The following is a 13,063-nucleotide window of genomic DNA, read 5'->3' as shown; positions in this document are numbered from 1 at the left end:
GTCCGTTCGATCCGTCCGCCGCGTCCGCTACTTGACCGCGACCTGGGAGATGTCCAGCACGCCGGTCCAGTCGCTGATCACGATGTTGCGGACGTCCTTGCCGGACAGCCGCTTGTACACGGGGTGGAACAGCGGGACGGTCAGGGCCTGCTCGCCGATGCGCTTGTCCAGGGCTCCCCAGCGCTTGGCGGCCTCGGCGTGGTCGGTGATCTTGTTGATCTGGTCGATCTCGTCGTTCACCGAAGGGTCGTTCAGCTGCGCGGAGTTGAAGTTGGAGCCGTCGGTGACGATCTGCCGGCCGTCGAAGATCGGCGCCAGGAACGGGCCGCCGGAGGGCCAGTCGGCGCCCCAGCCGGTGAGGAAGAGGCCGGGCTCGGTGCTGACGTCGTGGACCGTCTTGGAGTACCTGGTGGCGTCCAGGGGCTCCAGCTGGACGGTGATCCCGGCCGCCTTCAGCCCGTCCTGGACGGCGGTGGCCACGTCCGGGCCGTAGGCCTTGCCCGAGGCGGTGGAGTGGGTGAGGGTGACGGTCAGGCCGTCCGGGTGACCGGCCTCCTTCAGCAGCTCCCTGGCCTTCTCCGGGTTGCCGGTGGCGCCGGCCGGGAACGGGTCGTACGGCGTGTACCCGAAGGTCTCCTGGCCGGGCAGGAAGGTGGTGGCGGGCTCGGCGAGCGAGGAGCCGCCGACGGCGTTGACCACCGAGGTGCGGTTGATCGCGTAGGCGATGGCCTGCCGGACCTTCGGGTCGTCGAAGGGCTTGACCTTGGGGTTGAACGCGAGGTAGTTGACGAACCCGAAGTGGCCGGTGCCGACGCGGGCGGCGAGCGCCTTGTCGTCCTTCACCCGGGCGAGTTCGGAGGGGCCGAGGTTGGTGTCGGTGGTGACGGCGGCCGCGTCGGCGCCGGTGCCGGCGGTGAGCCGCTGGTTGATCACCGCCGGGTCGAGCCCGGACTGCACGTCGATGGTGTCGGGGTACGCCTTGCGCTGGTCGTCCGTCTCCGCCGACCAGTTGGGGTTGCGTTCGAGGACGAGGTGGGCGCCGTCGTTCTCGTTCTTGACGACCTGGTAGGGGCCGGAGGAGACGGGGTGGTCCTGGTACTTCGCCCCGGTGTCCTTGGCCTTGGGAACGGGTGCGAACTGCGTCTGGGTCGCGAGGTACGGGAAGTCGCCCTCGGGCTTGTTGAGGTGGAAGACGATGGTCTTCTCGTCCGGCGTCTCGATGGCGTCCAGGGTGCGGCCGTCCTTGTACGGGCCCTGGTAGTCGGCGGCGCCGACCAGCCAGTCCCTCAGGAACGGTGCGCCGCCGGAGAGTTCGGGAGCGAATGACCTCTCGATGCCGTACTTGATGTCGGCGGTGGTGATCGGCGATCCGTCCTCGAACTTCAGGTTGTCCTTGAGCCGGAACGTCCACACCGTCGCCCCCTCGGACGGGGTGCCGGTGTCGGTGGCGAGGTCCGGGACCACCTTGGCGCCGGCCGCGCCGTCGGCCCGGTTGCGGGTGGTGAGGGTGCGGAAGACGAGCGAGGGGACGTTGCCGCCGCCGGAGGTGTAGAGCCGTGCGGGGTCGAACTGCTCCTGGGGGAGCTGGTTGAGGACGGTGAGGGTGCCACCCCGCTGCGGCGCCGCCTTGCTGTCGGCGCTCGCGCCGCCGTCGGCCTTCGGTCCGCACGCCGCCAGTCCGACGACGAGCGCGACGGTGGCGGTCGCCGCGGCGAGACGGCGGGGGGTGAGGGTGGTTCGAGACATCGGAAAGGGAGCCTTTCGCTACCGATGGTGTGTGCGGAGGAAGGCGGGCGGCAGTGAGGCTTCGGGGAAAGGGTGAGCAGCACCACGCCCGCGGGAAGGGGCGCCCCGAAGCGGCGATCACCGCAACGCGTCGGGACAGGCGGGTTCAGCGACAGAAGTTGTCGGAAACGCAGTGCGCGGCCACGCCGATCAGCGCCAGCTCGATGGCGGCGCACTCGATCGGGTGACGGTCAGACATGCCGAGAAGAATCTCCGAAGACCAGAGGAATGTCAAAATCCCCGCTCTCCCGGCCGCGGAGGGGGGAATTCCGTGCCCGCCCCGAGGGAGATCCCACGGAGGGGGAGAAGCCCCCGCCACCCGGGCGACGACGGAAGGTCTGCGGGCGTTCGCCGCTCGCTCACGTGGCGGCCACCGCACGGGGGCGATGGGGCTTCCCGATCGGGCTTTCCGATCTGGCTTCCCGATCGGGTTTCTCGATCAAGCTTCTCGATCGGGCTTCTCCGGAACCCCCGGCCGAACCGAAGGCGACGGGCCGCGACGTCCGGCCGTTCACCGGCACCGGGAGCGGGGGCCGATGCCGGGCCGGCCCCCACTCCCGCCTGTTTTCGCCTGCATTACCCGGCTTCTGACGATCGATTACCTCGACATTACGACTTCGGCACAGCATTTCGGCCAACTTGCCGCGGCACCAGTGACGCGTCCCCAACAAAGCTGGCACTGTACCGTCCCATCGCCGCAGAGGCCCTCGCAGACGCAGGGACCCTCACAGCCGCACGCGCACCACCCCCTGCGGCGATCACCCGGAGGCTGTTCCCCCCACGCGAACCACCAGCTCTACCGGACGGCATCACGCTCGGCCGCCCGGCTGACTCCGGCCGTACCCTCGCGGCCGCCGCAGAAGGAGTTCAGTGTGACTCGATCCTTCCGAAAGTCCACCGCCGCAGGCGCGTTGATAGCCGGCGCCGCGATGGTCGTGACCACTCTGACGTCCGGCGTCGCCGCCGCCGACGACACCCCCGTCCAGGCCCCCGCCGAGGCCCGCGCCCTCGCCGGCGCGCTGCCGGTGCAGCTGTCACCGGAGCAGCGCGGCGCGCTGCTGGCCTCGGCGGACGCGTCGCTGGCGCAGACCGCCAGATCACTGGAGCTGGGGCCGAAGGAGGCGCTGGTCGTCAAGGGCGTCACCAAGGACGCCGACGGCACCCTGCACACCCGCTACGAGCGGACCTTCGACGGACTCCCGGTGCTCGGCGGCGACCTCGTCGTCCACACCGCCGCGGACGGCTCCACGAAGGGCGTCACCAAGGCCACCAAGGCGAACATCGCCGTGGACACCACCGCCGGGGAGAGCCGACGCCGCGCGGGGCCTCGCGCTCGACAGCGCCGGGAGCGCGAAGGTCGTGGAGCCGACCGTCGACAACGCCCGCAAGGTGGTCTGGGCCGCGTCCGGCACCCCCCGGCTGGCCTGGGAGACGGTGGTCACCGGCACGCAGGAGGACGGCACGCCGTCCGAGCTGCACGTCATCACCGACGCGAACACCGGCAAGAAGATCCTGGAGTACCAGGGCATCGAGACCGGCATCGGCAACAGCAAGTACTCGGGCCAGGTCACCATCGGCACCACGGCGGCCGACGGCGGCTTCGCGATGACCGACACCACCCGCGGCGGCCACAGCACCTACGACCTGAACGGCACCAGCTCCACCAGGAAGCTGTTCACCAATCCGACCGACACCTGGGGCGACGGGACCGTCGCCAACCGGCAGACCGCCGCCGTGGACGCCGCCTACGGCGCCCAGCTCACCTGGGACTACTACAAGAACGTCCACGGCCGCAACGGCATCAAGGACGACGGCGTCGGCGCCTACAGCCGGGTCCACTACGGCAACAACTACGTCAACGCGTTCTGGTCCGACAGCTGCTTCTGCATGACCTACGGCGACGGCGCGGGCAACGTCAAGCCGCTGACCTCCATCGACGTCGGCGCCCACGAGATGACCCACGGTGTCACCGCCGGCACCGCGAAGCTGATCTACAGCGGCGAGTCCGGCGGCCTGAACGAGGCCACCTCCGACATCATGGCCGCCGCCATCGAGTTCTGGGCCGACAACCCCCAGGACCCGGGCGACTACCTGGTCGGCGAGAAGATCGACATCCGGGGCGACGGCAGCCCGCTGCGCTACATGGACAAGCCCTCCAAGGACGGCCGCTCCCGGGACTCCTGGTCGCCCGACCTCGGCTCCGTCGACGTGCACTACTCCTCCGGCCCGGCCAACCACTGGTTCTACCTGGCCTCCGAGGGCAGCGGCGCCAAGACCGTCAACGGCGTGGCCTACGACTCCCCGACCTCCGACGGCCTGCCGGTGACCGGCATCGGCCGGGACGCCGCCGCCAAGATCTGGTACCGGGCGCTCACCACCTACATGACCTCCTCGACCGACTACGCGGGCGCCCGCACCGCCACCCTGCGGGCCGCCGCCGACCTGTACGGGCCGACCAGCGCGACCTACATGAACACCGCCAACGCCTGGGCAGCCGTCAACGTCGGCCCGCGCGTCGTGGACGGCATCCTGCTGGACACCGTCGCCGGCCAGATCACCGAGGTCGGCGCCCCCGCCGACCTCCAGGTCACGGCCACCAACTTCAACCCCGGCGCCGTCACCTTCCACGCGACCGGACTCCCCGAGGGCGTGAAGCTCCACCCGGTCACCGGCCGCATCACCGGCACCCCGACCGTTCCCGCGACCTACACGGTCACCGTCACCGCCAAGGCCTCCCACCACAGCAGCACCTCGACGACGTTCACCTGGAAGGTCTCGCCGGGCATCTTCACCAACAGCACGTCGACGCCGATCCCGGACGGGGGCCCGGCGGTCTTCTCGGACATCGTCGTCGACCGCATCCCGGGCCGGGCGCCGAGCGACCTCAAGGTCGGCGTGGACATCAAGCACACCTGGCGCGGTGACCTGGCCATCGACCTGGTCGGCCCGGACGGCACGGTGTACCCGCTGAAGAAGAGCAACATCGGCGACTCGGCCGCCGACGTCGTCGAGACCTACACGGTGGACGCCTCCACCCAGGTCGCCAACGGCACCTGGCGGCTGCGGGTGCAGGACATGTACCGCACCGACTCGGGCCGCATCGACGCCTGGCGGCTCGTCTTCTGACCGCGTCCGCGCTGAGCGCTGAACACCGAGCACCGAGCACTGAGCACTGAGCACTGAGCACCGACCGCTGAGGTGCCCCGCCCCGGTGGCCCACCCGCGACCGCGCCGCGGTCCGTCCCCCTCGACGGACCGCGGCGCGGCGTGTTTCACCGGGTTTCAGCGGTTGTCACCCGTTGTCACTAGTTGTCACCAACTGTCACCGACTGCCGGTCACACCCGCTGCCAGAGCGCCGGGACGTTCGGCGGCTCCCAGCCGACCTGGGCGGTGTGGCCCTGGAGGCAGCGGTAGCTGACCCCGTTGTAGGTCACCACGTCACCGGCCTGGTAGGTGGTTCCGGCGGCCCAGGTGCCGCCCGGGTTCGGGGTGCCGCCGCCACCGACGGCCAGGGTGTACTGGGCGGTGTGGGTGGTGGCGCCGGCGGTGCCGGTCACGGTGATCTGGTACGTCCCGGAGGCCGCCGTCGAGGAGGCCGCGAGGGTCAGCGTGGCGGACGAACCGGCCTGCACCGACGAGGGGTTGAACGTGGCGGTGACGCCCGACGGCAGGCCCGAGGCGGTCAGGCTGACGCTCTGCGCGGCGCCCGAGACGACGGCGGTGTTCACCGTCGCCGTGGTGGAGGCGCCGGGCTGGACGGAGCCGGAGCCCGGGGTGAGCGAGAGCGAGAAGTCGTTGCTGCCCGGGTTGGACGAGCAGGTCGGGTCACCGGTCTGGGCGGGCACGCTGATCGCGTCCCAGGCGGCCTTCGTCTGGTTGAACAGGCCGCAGGTCGGGTCGAGGTTCTTGGCCGCCGTCAGGGTGGTGGTGCGGTAGCGCTTGTAGGTCATGCCGCTGGTCTTGAGCAGCATGCCGCCGTAGAAGACCTGGCCGGCCTGCTTGACCCCGATGCCGGTGACGGAGGAGTTGTTGCAGGTCGGGCTGGAGGGCTTGCCGCCGCCCGGGTTGGAGCCCAGGGCCAGCAGGTAGAACCAGTGGTTCAGCGGACCGGCGGCCGCGTGGACCTCGGTGCTGGGGATGGAGGCCGAGTAGCAGTTGGGGTTGTTGCTCACCAGCGAGGGGTTGTACATGTTGCGGATCGGGCCGTTGCCGACCAGGTTGATCTGCCGGCCGACCTGGTAGTCCGGGTAGTCGTAGGGCGCCGGCTGGTTGCTGTACTCCTTGGTGAGCGCGCCGAAGATGTCGCCGGTGCCCTCGCCGAGGCCGTTCTCGTTGTTGGCGCCGCCCGGGGTGTACTGGTCGATGCCGTGCCCGAACTCGTGGCCGACCACGTCCTGGGAGCCGATCCACTCACCGGCCTGGCTGTGGCCGATGGACACCGAACTGCCGTCCCAGTACGCGTTCACGTCGTTGAGGCCGACCTTGATCGGCCAGCTGCCGCCGTTGCCGTCGTGTCCGTTGCGGCCGAGCCAGTCGCGCAGCATGTTCCACTCCTGCTGCGCGGCGTACATGGCGTCGCCGCAGCCGGTCTCCTTGCTGGAGGGGCTGCCGTTGCCCCAGGAGTCGCTGGACTTGGAGAAGACCTGGCCGGTGCTGTAGTCGGAGCAGCTCAGGCCGGGGCGGCCCGGGTCGCGCAGCGAGTACGAGCCACCGGAGTTGGTGGTGCTGATGGTGAGCGGGCCGGGGCCGTTCCACTTGCTGTTCACGGTGCCGGCGCGGACGTCGTCGTAGCTGTCGACGACCTCGCCGGTGACGGCGTCCACGAAGACGTGCAGCCGGCTGGGCGCGGAGTCGGTGCGGCCGGTGAGCACGGTCTCCCAGGCGAGCCGGCCGGCGGCGCCGTCGGTGACCCGGACGACCAGGCGGCGGGACTCCACCGCGTCGACCGAGGCCAGCTTGGTGCGCGCGGTCCGCTCCGCCTTCTCGGCGCTGATCCTCGCCTTGGTGGGCGCGCTGACCGGGCCGCGGGCGGCCGACTGGAGGCCGCGGACCTTGCCCTGTCCGTCGGAGAGCACGACGGCGTCGCCGCCGACCACGGGCAGGCCGTGGTAGCTGCGCTCGTACGCGACGGAGTAGAGGCCGCCGAGCCACGGGGTGACGGCCTTGCGCTCGTACGTCTCGTCCTGGCCCTTGGCCAGCGCATCCAGTCCGCTCGCGGCCGCGGCGTCGGCGGCGTTCACGGCGGCGGCCAGGGCGCTCGGCGCCGGGGCCGGGGTGGGCGCGGCGGTGGCCGGCCCGGCGGTGGCGGCGATCATGCCGGCCAGCACGGTCAGGGTGGTCGCAGCGGTCAGCAACCGGCCCGCGGAAACTCTGTGTTGCATCGAGGCTCCTTGCATGTGGGGGTTCCTCGACGCGGACGGCATGGCTGGTGGCACACCGCGGGGCCGTGATGTGGGGACGGCCGTGCGGGCCGTCCGCGCTCGGGTTCCCGAACATTCACACGACGTCATGGCCTGGTCAATGGTTTGGACCACTGGGGGCCGGGGGTGTCAAGTTCTGTCAAGTCCGCGGGGCCGGCTCCACGCCGATCCGGGCTTCTTCGCGCCTGGTTGATGCCACGTCAGCGGCGTCGGCCCGGCTGCGCTCCGGCGACGGTCAGGGCCTCGGCCCGGCGACGGTCAGGACCCCGGCCCGGCGGCGGCCGGGGTGCCGGTTCGATTCCGGAGACGGAGCGAACAGCCGCGCGGACGGAGCGTCATCCCACGATCTGGCAAAGCGATCAACCTATCCATGGCGCCACGAGGGCGCTAAGCTGCGGAACTCCGAGCCGGCACCTGACAGTCCGCGCCCGGCTGGTCCTTCGGGCAGCCCCTCACCCGGATCCCGCCAGCCCCCGGTGCGTCCCGTCCTCTTCGGTGCCCGGGACCGTGAAGGGATCTGAAGGAGGGGCGGATGGAGTCGTATCTCGCACGGGCGGTGCGGTCGGGCAGACGCCGGGCCGGGGCTTTCTCCCGCGGCTACCGGCGGGTGGCCCCCGCGGTCCTGCGGATCAGTGTCGGGCTGGTCTACCTCTGGTTCGGGCTGCTCAAGTTCGTCCCCGGGGCCAGCCCCGCGGAGGACCTCGCCACCCGCTGCATGAGCGTGATGACCTTCGACCTGGTGCCACCCGGCGTCTCCCGGCCCCTGCTGGCGCTCATGGAGGTCCTGATCGGGGCCGGGCTGGTCACCGGGCTGCTGCTGCCCCTCACCCTGGCCGTGTTCTTCACGCACATGGCCGGGGTGTTCGCGACGCTCGTCCTGCTGCCGGAGGACGTGTGGGTGGACGGTGTCCCGCCCGTCCCGACGATGGACGGGCAGTACGTCCTCAAGAACATCGTGCTGATCGCGGCCTGCCTCACCGTCGCCACCCGGGGAGCGGAACGGGCCGAGTCCGCCGGGCACGCCGGGCCGGCGCCCGAGGAGCCCGCCCTCCCGGCGACGGCCTCCGCGGCGCCCGACCCGGCGCGGCCATCCGCCGGGCACCGCCTGGCGGTCGGCCCCCGCCCGTCGCCGTAGCGCGGCGGGCGGGGACATCCCGGGCCCGGTTAGGTCAACCCGGGCTCGGGGAGGGCCACTTGACGCTCCTCGCCGGCGGCACCACCAGCTGCGGGGCCGGGCAGTGGCGTCGAAGCGGCGGCGGGCGCTCCTGTTAGCCTGATTGGCATGTCCAGGAGGGGGTCCAGGCGGTGGGCGGGCGGCGGGTCGGATACCGGACCGCAGCGAGCGCTGATCATCGCCAGTTTCGTCAGCAGGGTCGGCAACGGTCTGTTCAACACCGCCGCCGTCCTCTACTTCACGCTCGTGGTGCACCTGCCCGCCGCCCAGGTGGGAGCGGGTCTGACGATCGCCGGCGTCTGCGGCCTGGCGGCCGGGGTGCCGGCGGGGAACCTGGCCGACCGGTACGGGCCGCGCGCGGTCTGGCTGACGGCCCAGACCCTTCAGGCCGTCACCATGGCGGCGTTCGTCCTCATCGACGGCTGGTTCGCCTTCACCCTGGTGGCCACCCTGGACCGGCTGGCGGCCACGGCGGCCGGCGCCGCGGGCGGCGCGCTGATCGCCAGGGTCGGCAGCGAGAGCCCGGCCGCCTTCCGGGCCAGACTGCGCACCTTCGTCAACCTCGGCGTCGTGGTGGGCACCGTCGGCGCGGCCTTCGCCATCCAGGCCGACACCCGCGCCGCCTACACCGCGCTGATCCTCGCCAACGCCGCCAGCTTCGCCGGCGCCGCGCTGGTCGCCCTCCTGGGCCTGCCGCACTACCCGCCGCTGCCCCGGCCCGGGGAACACCGCCAGTGGGCCGTCCTGACCGACCGGCCGTACGTGTCCTTCGTCGCCCTCTACAGCGCCCTGGGCCTCCAGTACCCGACCGTCTCCCTGCTGCTGCCGCTCTGGCTCAGCGCCCACACCGACGCCCCTCGCTGGACGGTGGCCGCGGTCTACGCGGTCAACAGCGTCGTCTGCGTCCTGCTCCAGAGCAGGCTCGGCTCCACGGTGGAGACCCCCCGGCAGGGCGGGCGCGCCCTGCGCCTCGCCGGGATCCTGTTCCTCGTCAGCTGCCCGCTGATGGCGCTGACCGCCGACGTCCCCACCTGGGTCGCACCGGTGCTCGCCGTCCTCGCCGTGAGCGTCCACAGCGTCGGAGAGGTGTGGGAGTCCTCGGGCGGCTACGCGCTCGGCTTCGGGCTCGCCCCCGACCACGCCCAGGGGCAGTACCAGGGCTTCCTCGGCATCGGCTTCGACGCGGGCCAGGCCCTCGCGCCCGCGATCCTGACCGGCGTCGTCCTCGCGCTCGGCCACACCGGGTGGCTGCTCCTCGCCGTGTTCTTCGCCGCCCTGGGCGCGGCCGGCCCGCCGGTGGCCGCCTGGGCCGAACGCACCCGGCCCGGGACACCGGGCGGCACGGCGGCGGGGCAGGGGCAGGGGCAGCCCGACGGACCCGCGCGGCTGGCGACCGATCAGGGGGCGGCCGGGCACTGAGCCGTCGTCTCCGCCTTCGGGGCGGAGCCCTTCTCCCCGCCGCTCGACGCGGCGACCGGCTTCAGGAGATCCTCCAGCCATGGAGTTCTTCGTCTACCACCGCGATCGGCCGGGCTCCGGCGCACTGCGCAGGGAACTGCTGGAGGAGCACTGGTCCTACATGGACCGGTACGCGAAGGAGATGATCGCCCGCGGCCCGACCTTCTCCGCCGACGGCGGCACGCTCACCGGCAGCGTGCACATCGTCGACCTCCCGGATCCCGCCGCCGCCCGCGCGTTCGCCTTCGACGAGCCCGGCTACCAGGCCGGCGCCTACCGTGACGTGCTGCTGCGGCGCTGGCGCAACCTGCTGGGGCGCACCATGTGGGACTTCCCCGGCGGCCGGACCGGCGGCAACCGCTACCTGGTGCTGGGCCTCGGTCCGGTGCGGCCCGCCGACCTCGCCCGGCCGTCCGGCCAGGACGAGCTGATCGCCTACGGGCCGCTGCTGTCCGACGACGGCGCCACCTGGCTGGGCACGGCGGCGCTGGTCCGGGCACCGGCCCCGGAGGCGGCCCGCGCCATCCTGACCCCCGCCCGGTACGCCGACATCGAGGTGCACGGCTGGCAGTTCGGCGGACGGCCCTCCTGAACCCCGAGGCACCCGGCCGGGGCTGACACGAAGTCCGTCCGGATCCGTGACCGTGCGCGCGGGACGCTTCCGGCCCGCGTGGGCCCAAACCGGGCGGCGGCGGCCGCGTCCCGGGGCCCGAATATCGCTTGCGCGGCCACCCCGCCCGCACGAGCATCGGCCCATGCCTGTCGAACAGCACCTCTTCGCCCTGTTCCTCATCACCACCTTCGTTGCGATGATCAGCCCGGGACCCGACATGCTGTTCGTCCTCGGCTGCGGGATGCGCGGCGGCGCGCGGGCCGGACTGCTCGCCACCGCCGGGGTCGCGACCAGCGAGATCGTGCACATCGCGCTCGCGGCCGGCGGACTGTCCGCGTTCTTCGCGGCCGCGCCGACCGCGTTCACCGCGCTGCGCCTGCTGGGCGCCGGTTACCTCGTGTACCTCGGCGTGCAGGCCATCCGCCACCGTGGCGAGGAGCAGGTCGAGCAGGCGGGCGCGGGCCGGATCTCCGGCCGCCGCGCGTACCTCCGCGGGCTGCTGACGAACCTGGTGAACCCGAAGATGGTCACCTTCACGATCGCCTTCCTCCCCCAGTTCGTCGATCCCCGGCTCGGCCACGTCTGGTTGCAGTTCCTGATCCTCGGCGCGGTCTTCGTCGGGCTGGAGTTCCTGGTGGACGGCACCGTGGGTGTGCTCGCGGGCCGGATCGGGAACTGGCTCGGCCGTCGCCGGGCCGCACGCCGCCGGATCGACGTGGCGACCGGCGGCGTGTTCATCGGCCTGGGCGTGCGCCTCGCCGTGGAACGCTGAGCGACGCCCCCTCAGTGAGGTCCTTCGCCGGGCGGCGGAACGCCCCGGCGACGGACCTCAGGCCCCGGGCTGTTCGTCCGTCCCTGTCCGGGTGTTGAAGTGGGCCGCGTTGAAGTGGGCCGCTTCGATGTGCTCGATGTTGATGCGGGCGTGCAGGCGCCCGATCTCGTGGGCCGCGGCCACGTCCCGCGCGAGGATCGCGTCGACGAGGCGTTCGTGATCGCGCAGGGCCCGGCGCTCCATGTCCTGCCAGGTCGGCTCCGTCCCCCAGGGATGCAGCGGAGCACGGATGTGGATGCGGCGTTCCAGCGTCAGCAGGGCGTCGTGCAGCGCCGGGCTCTGAGCCGCGTTCGCGATCGTCTCGTGCAGCAGCTCGTCCGCGGCCTGGGCTTCGGGCCCCGAGCCCGCCGCCCGGAACTCGTCGAGGCGGACCAGCAGCGTCTCCCGGTCGGACCCGGTGTGGCGTTGCGCCGCCGCCGCCGCGATGGCTCCGTGCATCCAGCTCTCCGCCTCGTACTGGTCGAGCAGTCGTGCGCGTGCGGCGGTGAGGACCCGGACGATCTCGGACTCCGTGCGCACGGCGTCCGAGCCGATGACGAAGGTGCCGCCGCTGCGCCCGCGCCGCTTCCGCAGGAGCCCGAGGTCCACGAGCCGGGCGATCGCGGCGCGCACCGTCACCCGCCCCACCCCCAGGGACTCGGCGAGCTCTCGCTCCGGCGGGAGTTGCACCCCGGGCAGGTACTCGCCGATCGCGATCGCGACGATCAGGCGGTCCCCGATCTGCTCCCCCAGCGTCCGCGACCGGGCGTCCCGCGGGAACGGTTCGACGTGGATCTCTTCAGGTTCCGGCACCCCTCCATCATCCGCCAGGGGTCCATCCCCTTAAAGGTTCCCCCACAGAACCTTTTGTGAGAAGGTGGGCCACCAGCCAAAGGAGTCGAGGTGCTGACATCTCCCCCCATACGACCTGAAGTCGATGTTCGGACGGGTTTCGTCCCGACCCCGCAAGGGCGTCTGGCCTACCGCGCACACGTCCCGGACCACACCGCCGGGCTCCCGTTGCTCGTGCTGCACGGAGGGCCGGGGATGCCCGGCGAGTACCTGTCCCCGCTGTTCGAACTCGCCGACGAACGCCCCGTGATCGTGTTCGACCAGCTCGGCTGCGGACGATCCGACAGCCCCGCCGATCCGGCCGCCCTCACCCTCGGGGTCTTCACCGAGCACGTGGACCTCGTGCGCGAACACCTCGGCTACGACCGGGTCCACCTCTTCGGGCACTCCTGGGGCGGGCTCCTCGCGCTCTCCTCCTACTCCGCCCACCCCGCACGGGTCGCGTCCCTGGTCCTCGCGAGCCCCCTGGTCAGCGTCGACCGGTGGTGCGAGGACGCCCGGCGGCTGACCGGCGACCTGCCGGCGCCGATGCGGCACGCGATCGACGCCGGGCCGGGCGAGCCGGGCTACGCGGACGCCGAGAAGGAGTTCTACCGCCGGCACTTCTGCGCCCTGGACCCCTGGCCGAGCCCCCTGCGGGACTCGATGAGCCGACTGGCGACCGACGTGTACGAGAGCATGTGGGGGCCGAACGAGTTCAGCCAGACCGGGACCCTCCGCGGCACCGACCTCTCCGGGATCGCCGCCTCCGTGGACGTCCCCACGCTCTGGATCTCCGGCACGGACGACGAAGCGCGCCCCGGCACCCTCCGCGAGTTCGCCGGAGCCAACCCGCGCAGTGAGTTCGCCGTCCTGCCGGGCACCCACAACGTCCACCTCGAACAGCCCGAGGCCTACCTCGCCGCGCTCCGCGGCTTCCTCGGTGCCCACTAGTTCCGGAAGGAAAGTC

The 13,063-nt window shown here is 72.0% G+C and carries 9 protein-coding genes and 1 pseudogene; 6 read left to right on the top strand and 4 right to left on the bottom strand.

Annotated features, from left to right (window positions below; translation table 11 throughout):
* Nucleotides 1-27 precede the first annotated feature (27 nt).
* Nucleotides 28-1,746, bottom strand: a complete 1,719-nt coding sequence (locus ACZ55U_RS11675; RefSeq protein WP_465525018.1) for an ABC transporter substrate-binding protein — start codon at nucleotides 1,744-1,746, stop codon at nucleotides 28-30.
* 145 nt (nucleotides 1,747-1,891) lie between these two features.
* On the bottom strand, nucleotides 1,892-1,984 hold the full coding sequence (locus ACZ55U_RS11670; RefSeq protein WP_380700735.1) for an Ms4533A family Cys-rich leader peptide: 93 nt from the start codon (nucleotides 1,982-1,984) through the stop codon (nucleotides 1,892-1,894).
* A 730-nt stretch (nucleotides 1,985-2,714) separates the two neighbouring features.
* On the opposite strand from ACZ55U_RS11670, the pseudogene ACZ55U_RS11665 reads away from it, so the two are divergent.
* Nucleotides 2,715-4,911 (top strand): annotated as a pseudogene (locus tag ACZ55U_RS11665) (M4 family metallopeptidase).
* 210 nt (nucleotides 4,912-5,121) lie between these two features.
* Here ACZ55U_RS11665 and ACZ55U_RS11660 read toward each other — a convergent pair.
* On the bottom strand, nucleotides 5,122-7,137 hold the full coding sequence (locus ACZ55U_RS11660; RefSeq protein ID WP_465525207.1) for a M4 family metallopeptidase: 2,016 nt from the start codon (nucleotides 7,135-7,137) through the stop codon (nucleotides 5,122-5,124).
* A 601-nt stretch (nucleotides 7,138-7,738) separates the two neighbouring features.
* Between ACZ55U_RS11660 and ACZ55U_RS11655 the strand changes: the two genes are divergently transcribed.
* From ACZ55U_RS11655 to ACZ55U_RS11640, 4 genes are all read left to right on the top strand, one after another.
* The gene (locus ACZ55U_RS11655) at nucleotides 7,739-8,341 is read left to right on the top strand and encodes a DoxX family protein (protein ID WP_465525016.1); all 603 of its coding nucleotides are present in this window, start codon (nucleotides 7,739-7,741) and stop codon (nucleotides 8,339-8,341) included.
* A 147-nt stretch (nucleotides 8,342-8,488) separates the two neighbouring features.
* A complete protein-coding gene (locus ACZ55U_RS11650) occupies nucleotides 8,489-9,799 on the top strand; it encodes an MFS transporter (RefSeq protein ID WP_465525014.1) in 1,311 nt (436 codons plus the stop codon).
* Between the two features lie 79 nt (nucleotides 9,800-9,878).
* On the top strand, nucleotides 9,879-10,430 hold the full coding sequence (locus ACZ55U_RS11645) for a YciI family protein (RefSeq protein WP_465525012.1): 552 nt from the start codon (nucleotides 9,879-9,881) through the stop codon (nucleotides 10,428-10,430).
* Nucleotides 10,431-10,593: 163 nt separating this feature from the next.
* Nucleotides 10,594-11,223 (top strand): LysE family translocator, encoded by a 630-nt coding sequence (locus ACZ55U_RS11640; protein ID WP_465525010.1) that lies wholly within the window; start codon nucleotides 10,594-10,596, stop codon nucleotides 11,221-11,223.
* Nucleotides 11,224-11,280: 57 nt separating this feature from the next.
* Here the strand turns inward: ACZ55U_RS11640 and ACZ55U_RS11635 are convergent, their stop codons facing one another.
* Nucleotides 11,281-12,075 (bottom strand): FadR/GntR family transcriptional regulator, encoded by a 795-nt coding sequence (locus ACZ55U_RS11635; protein ID WP_465525008.1) that lies wholly within the window; start codon nucleotides 12,073-12,075, stop codon nucleotides 11,281-11,283.
* 90 nt (nucleotides 12,076-12,165) lie between these two features.
* On the opposite strand from ACZ55U_RS11635, the gene ACZ55U_RS11630 reads away from it, so the two are divergent.
* The gene (locus tag ACZ55U_RS11630) at nucleotides 12,166-13,047 is read left to right on the top strand and encodes a proline iminopeptidase-family hydrolase (RefSeq protein ID WP_465525006.1); all 882 of its coding nucleotides are present in this window, start codon (nucleotides 12,166-12,168) and stop codon (nucleotides 13,045-13,047) included.
* The last annotated feature ends 16 nt before the right edge of the window (nucleotides 13,048-13,063 follow it).

The sequence above is a fragment of the Kitasatospora sp. NPDC034533 genome (assembly GCF_055575155.1).
This window is presented reverse-complemented; position numbering and strand designations above follow the sequence as displayed.

Bases quoted from the DNA above. Each gene is read 5' to 3' on its own strand.
- ACZ55U_RS11670 (WP_380700735.1), bottom strand. From the start codon at position 1,984: ATGTCTGACCGTCACCCGATCGAGTGCGCCGCCATCGAGCTGGCGCTG.
- ACZ55U_RS11645 (WP_465525012.1), top strand. From the start codon at position 9,879: ATGGAGTTCTTCGTCTACCACCGCGATCGGCCGGGCTCCGGCGCACTG.
- ACZ55U_RS11640 (WP_465525010.1), top strand. From the start codon at position 10,594: ATGCCTGTCGAACAGCACCTCTTCGCCCTGTTCCTCATCACCACCTTC.
- ACZ55U_RS11675 (WP_465525018.1), bottom strand. From the start codon at position 1,746: ATGTCTCGAACCACCCTCACCCCCCGCCGTCTCGCCGCGGCGACCGCC.
- ACZ55U_RS11655 (WP_465525016.1), top strand. From the start codon at position 7,739: ATGGAGTCGTATCTCGCACGGGCGGTGCGGTCGGGCAGACGCCGGGCC.
- ACZ55U_RS11650 (WP_465525014.1), top strand. From the start codon at position 8,489: ATGTCCAGGAGGGGGTCCAGGCGGTGGGCGGGCGGCGGGTCGGATACC.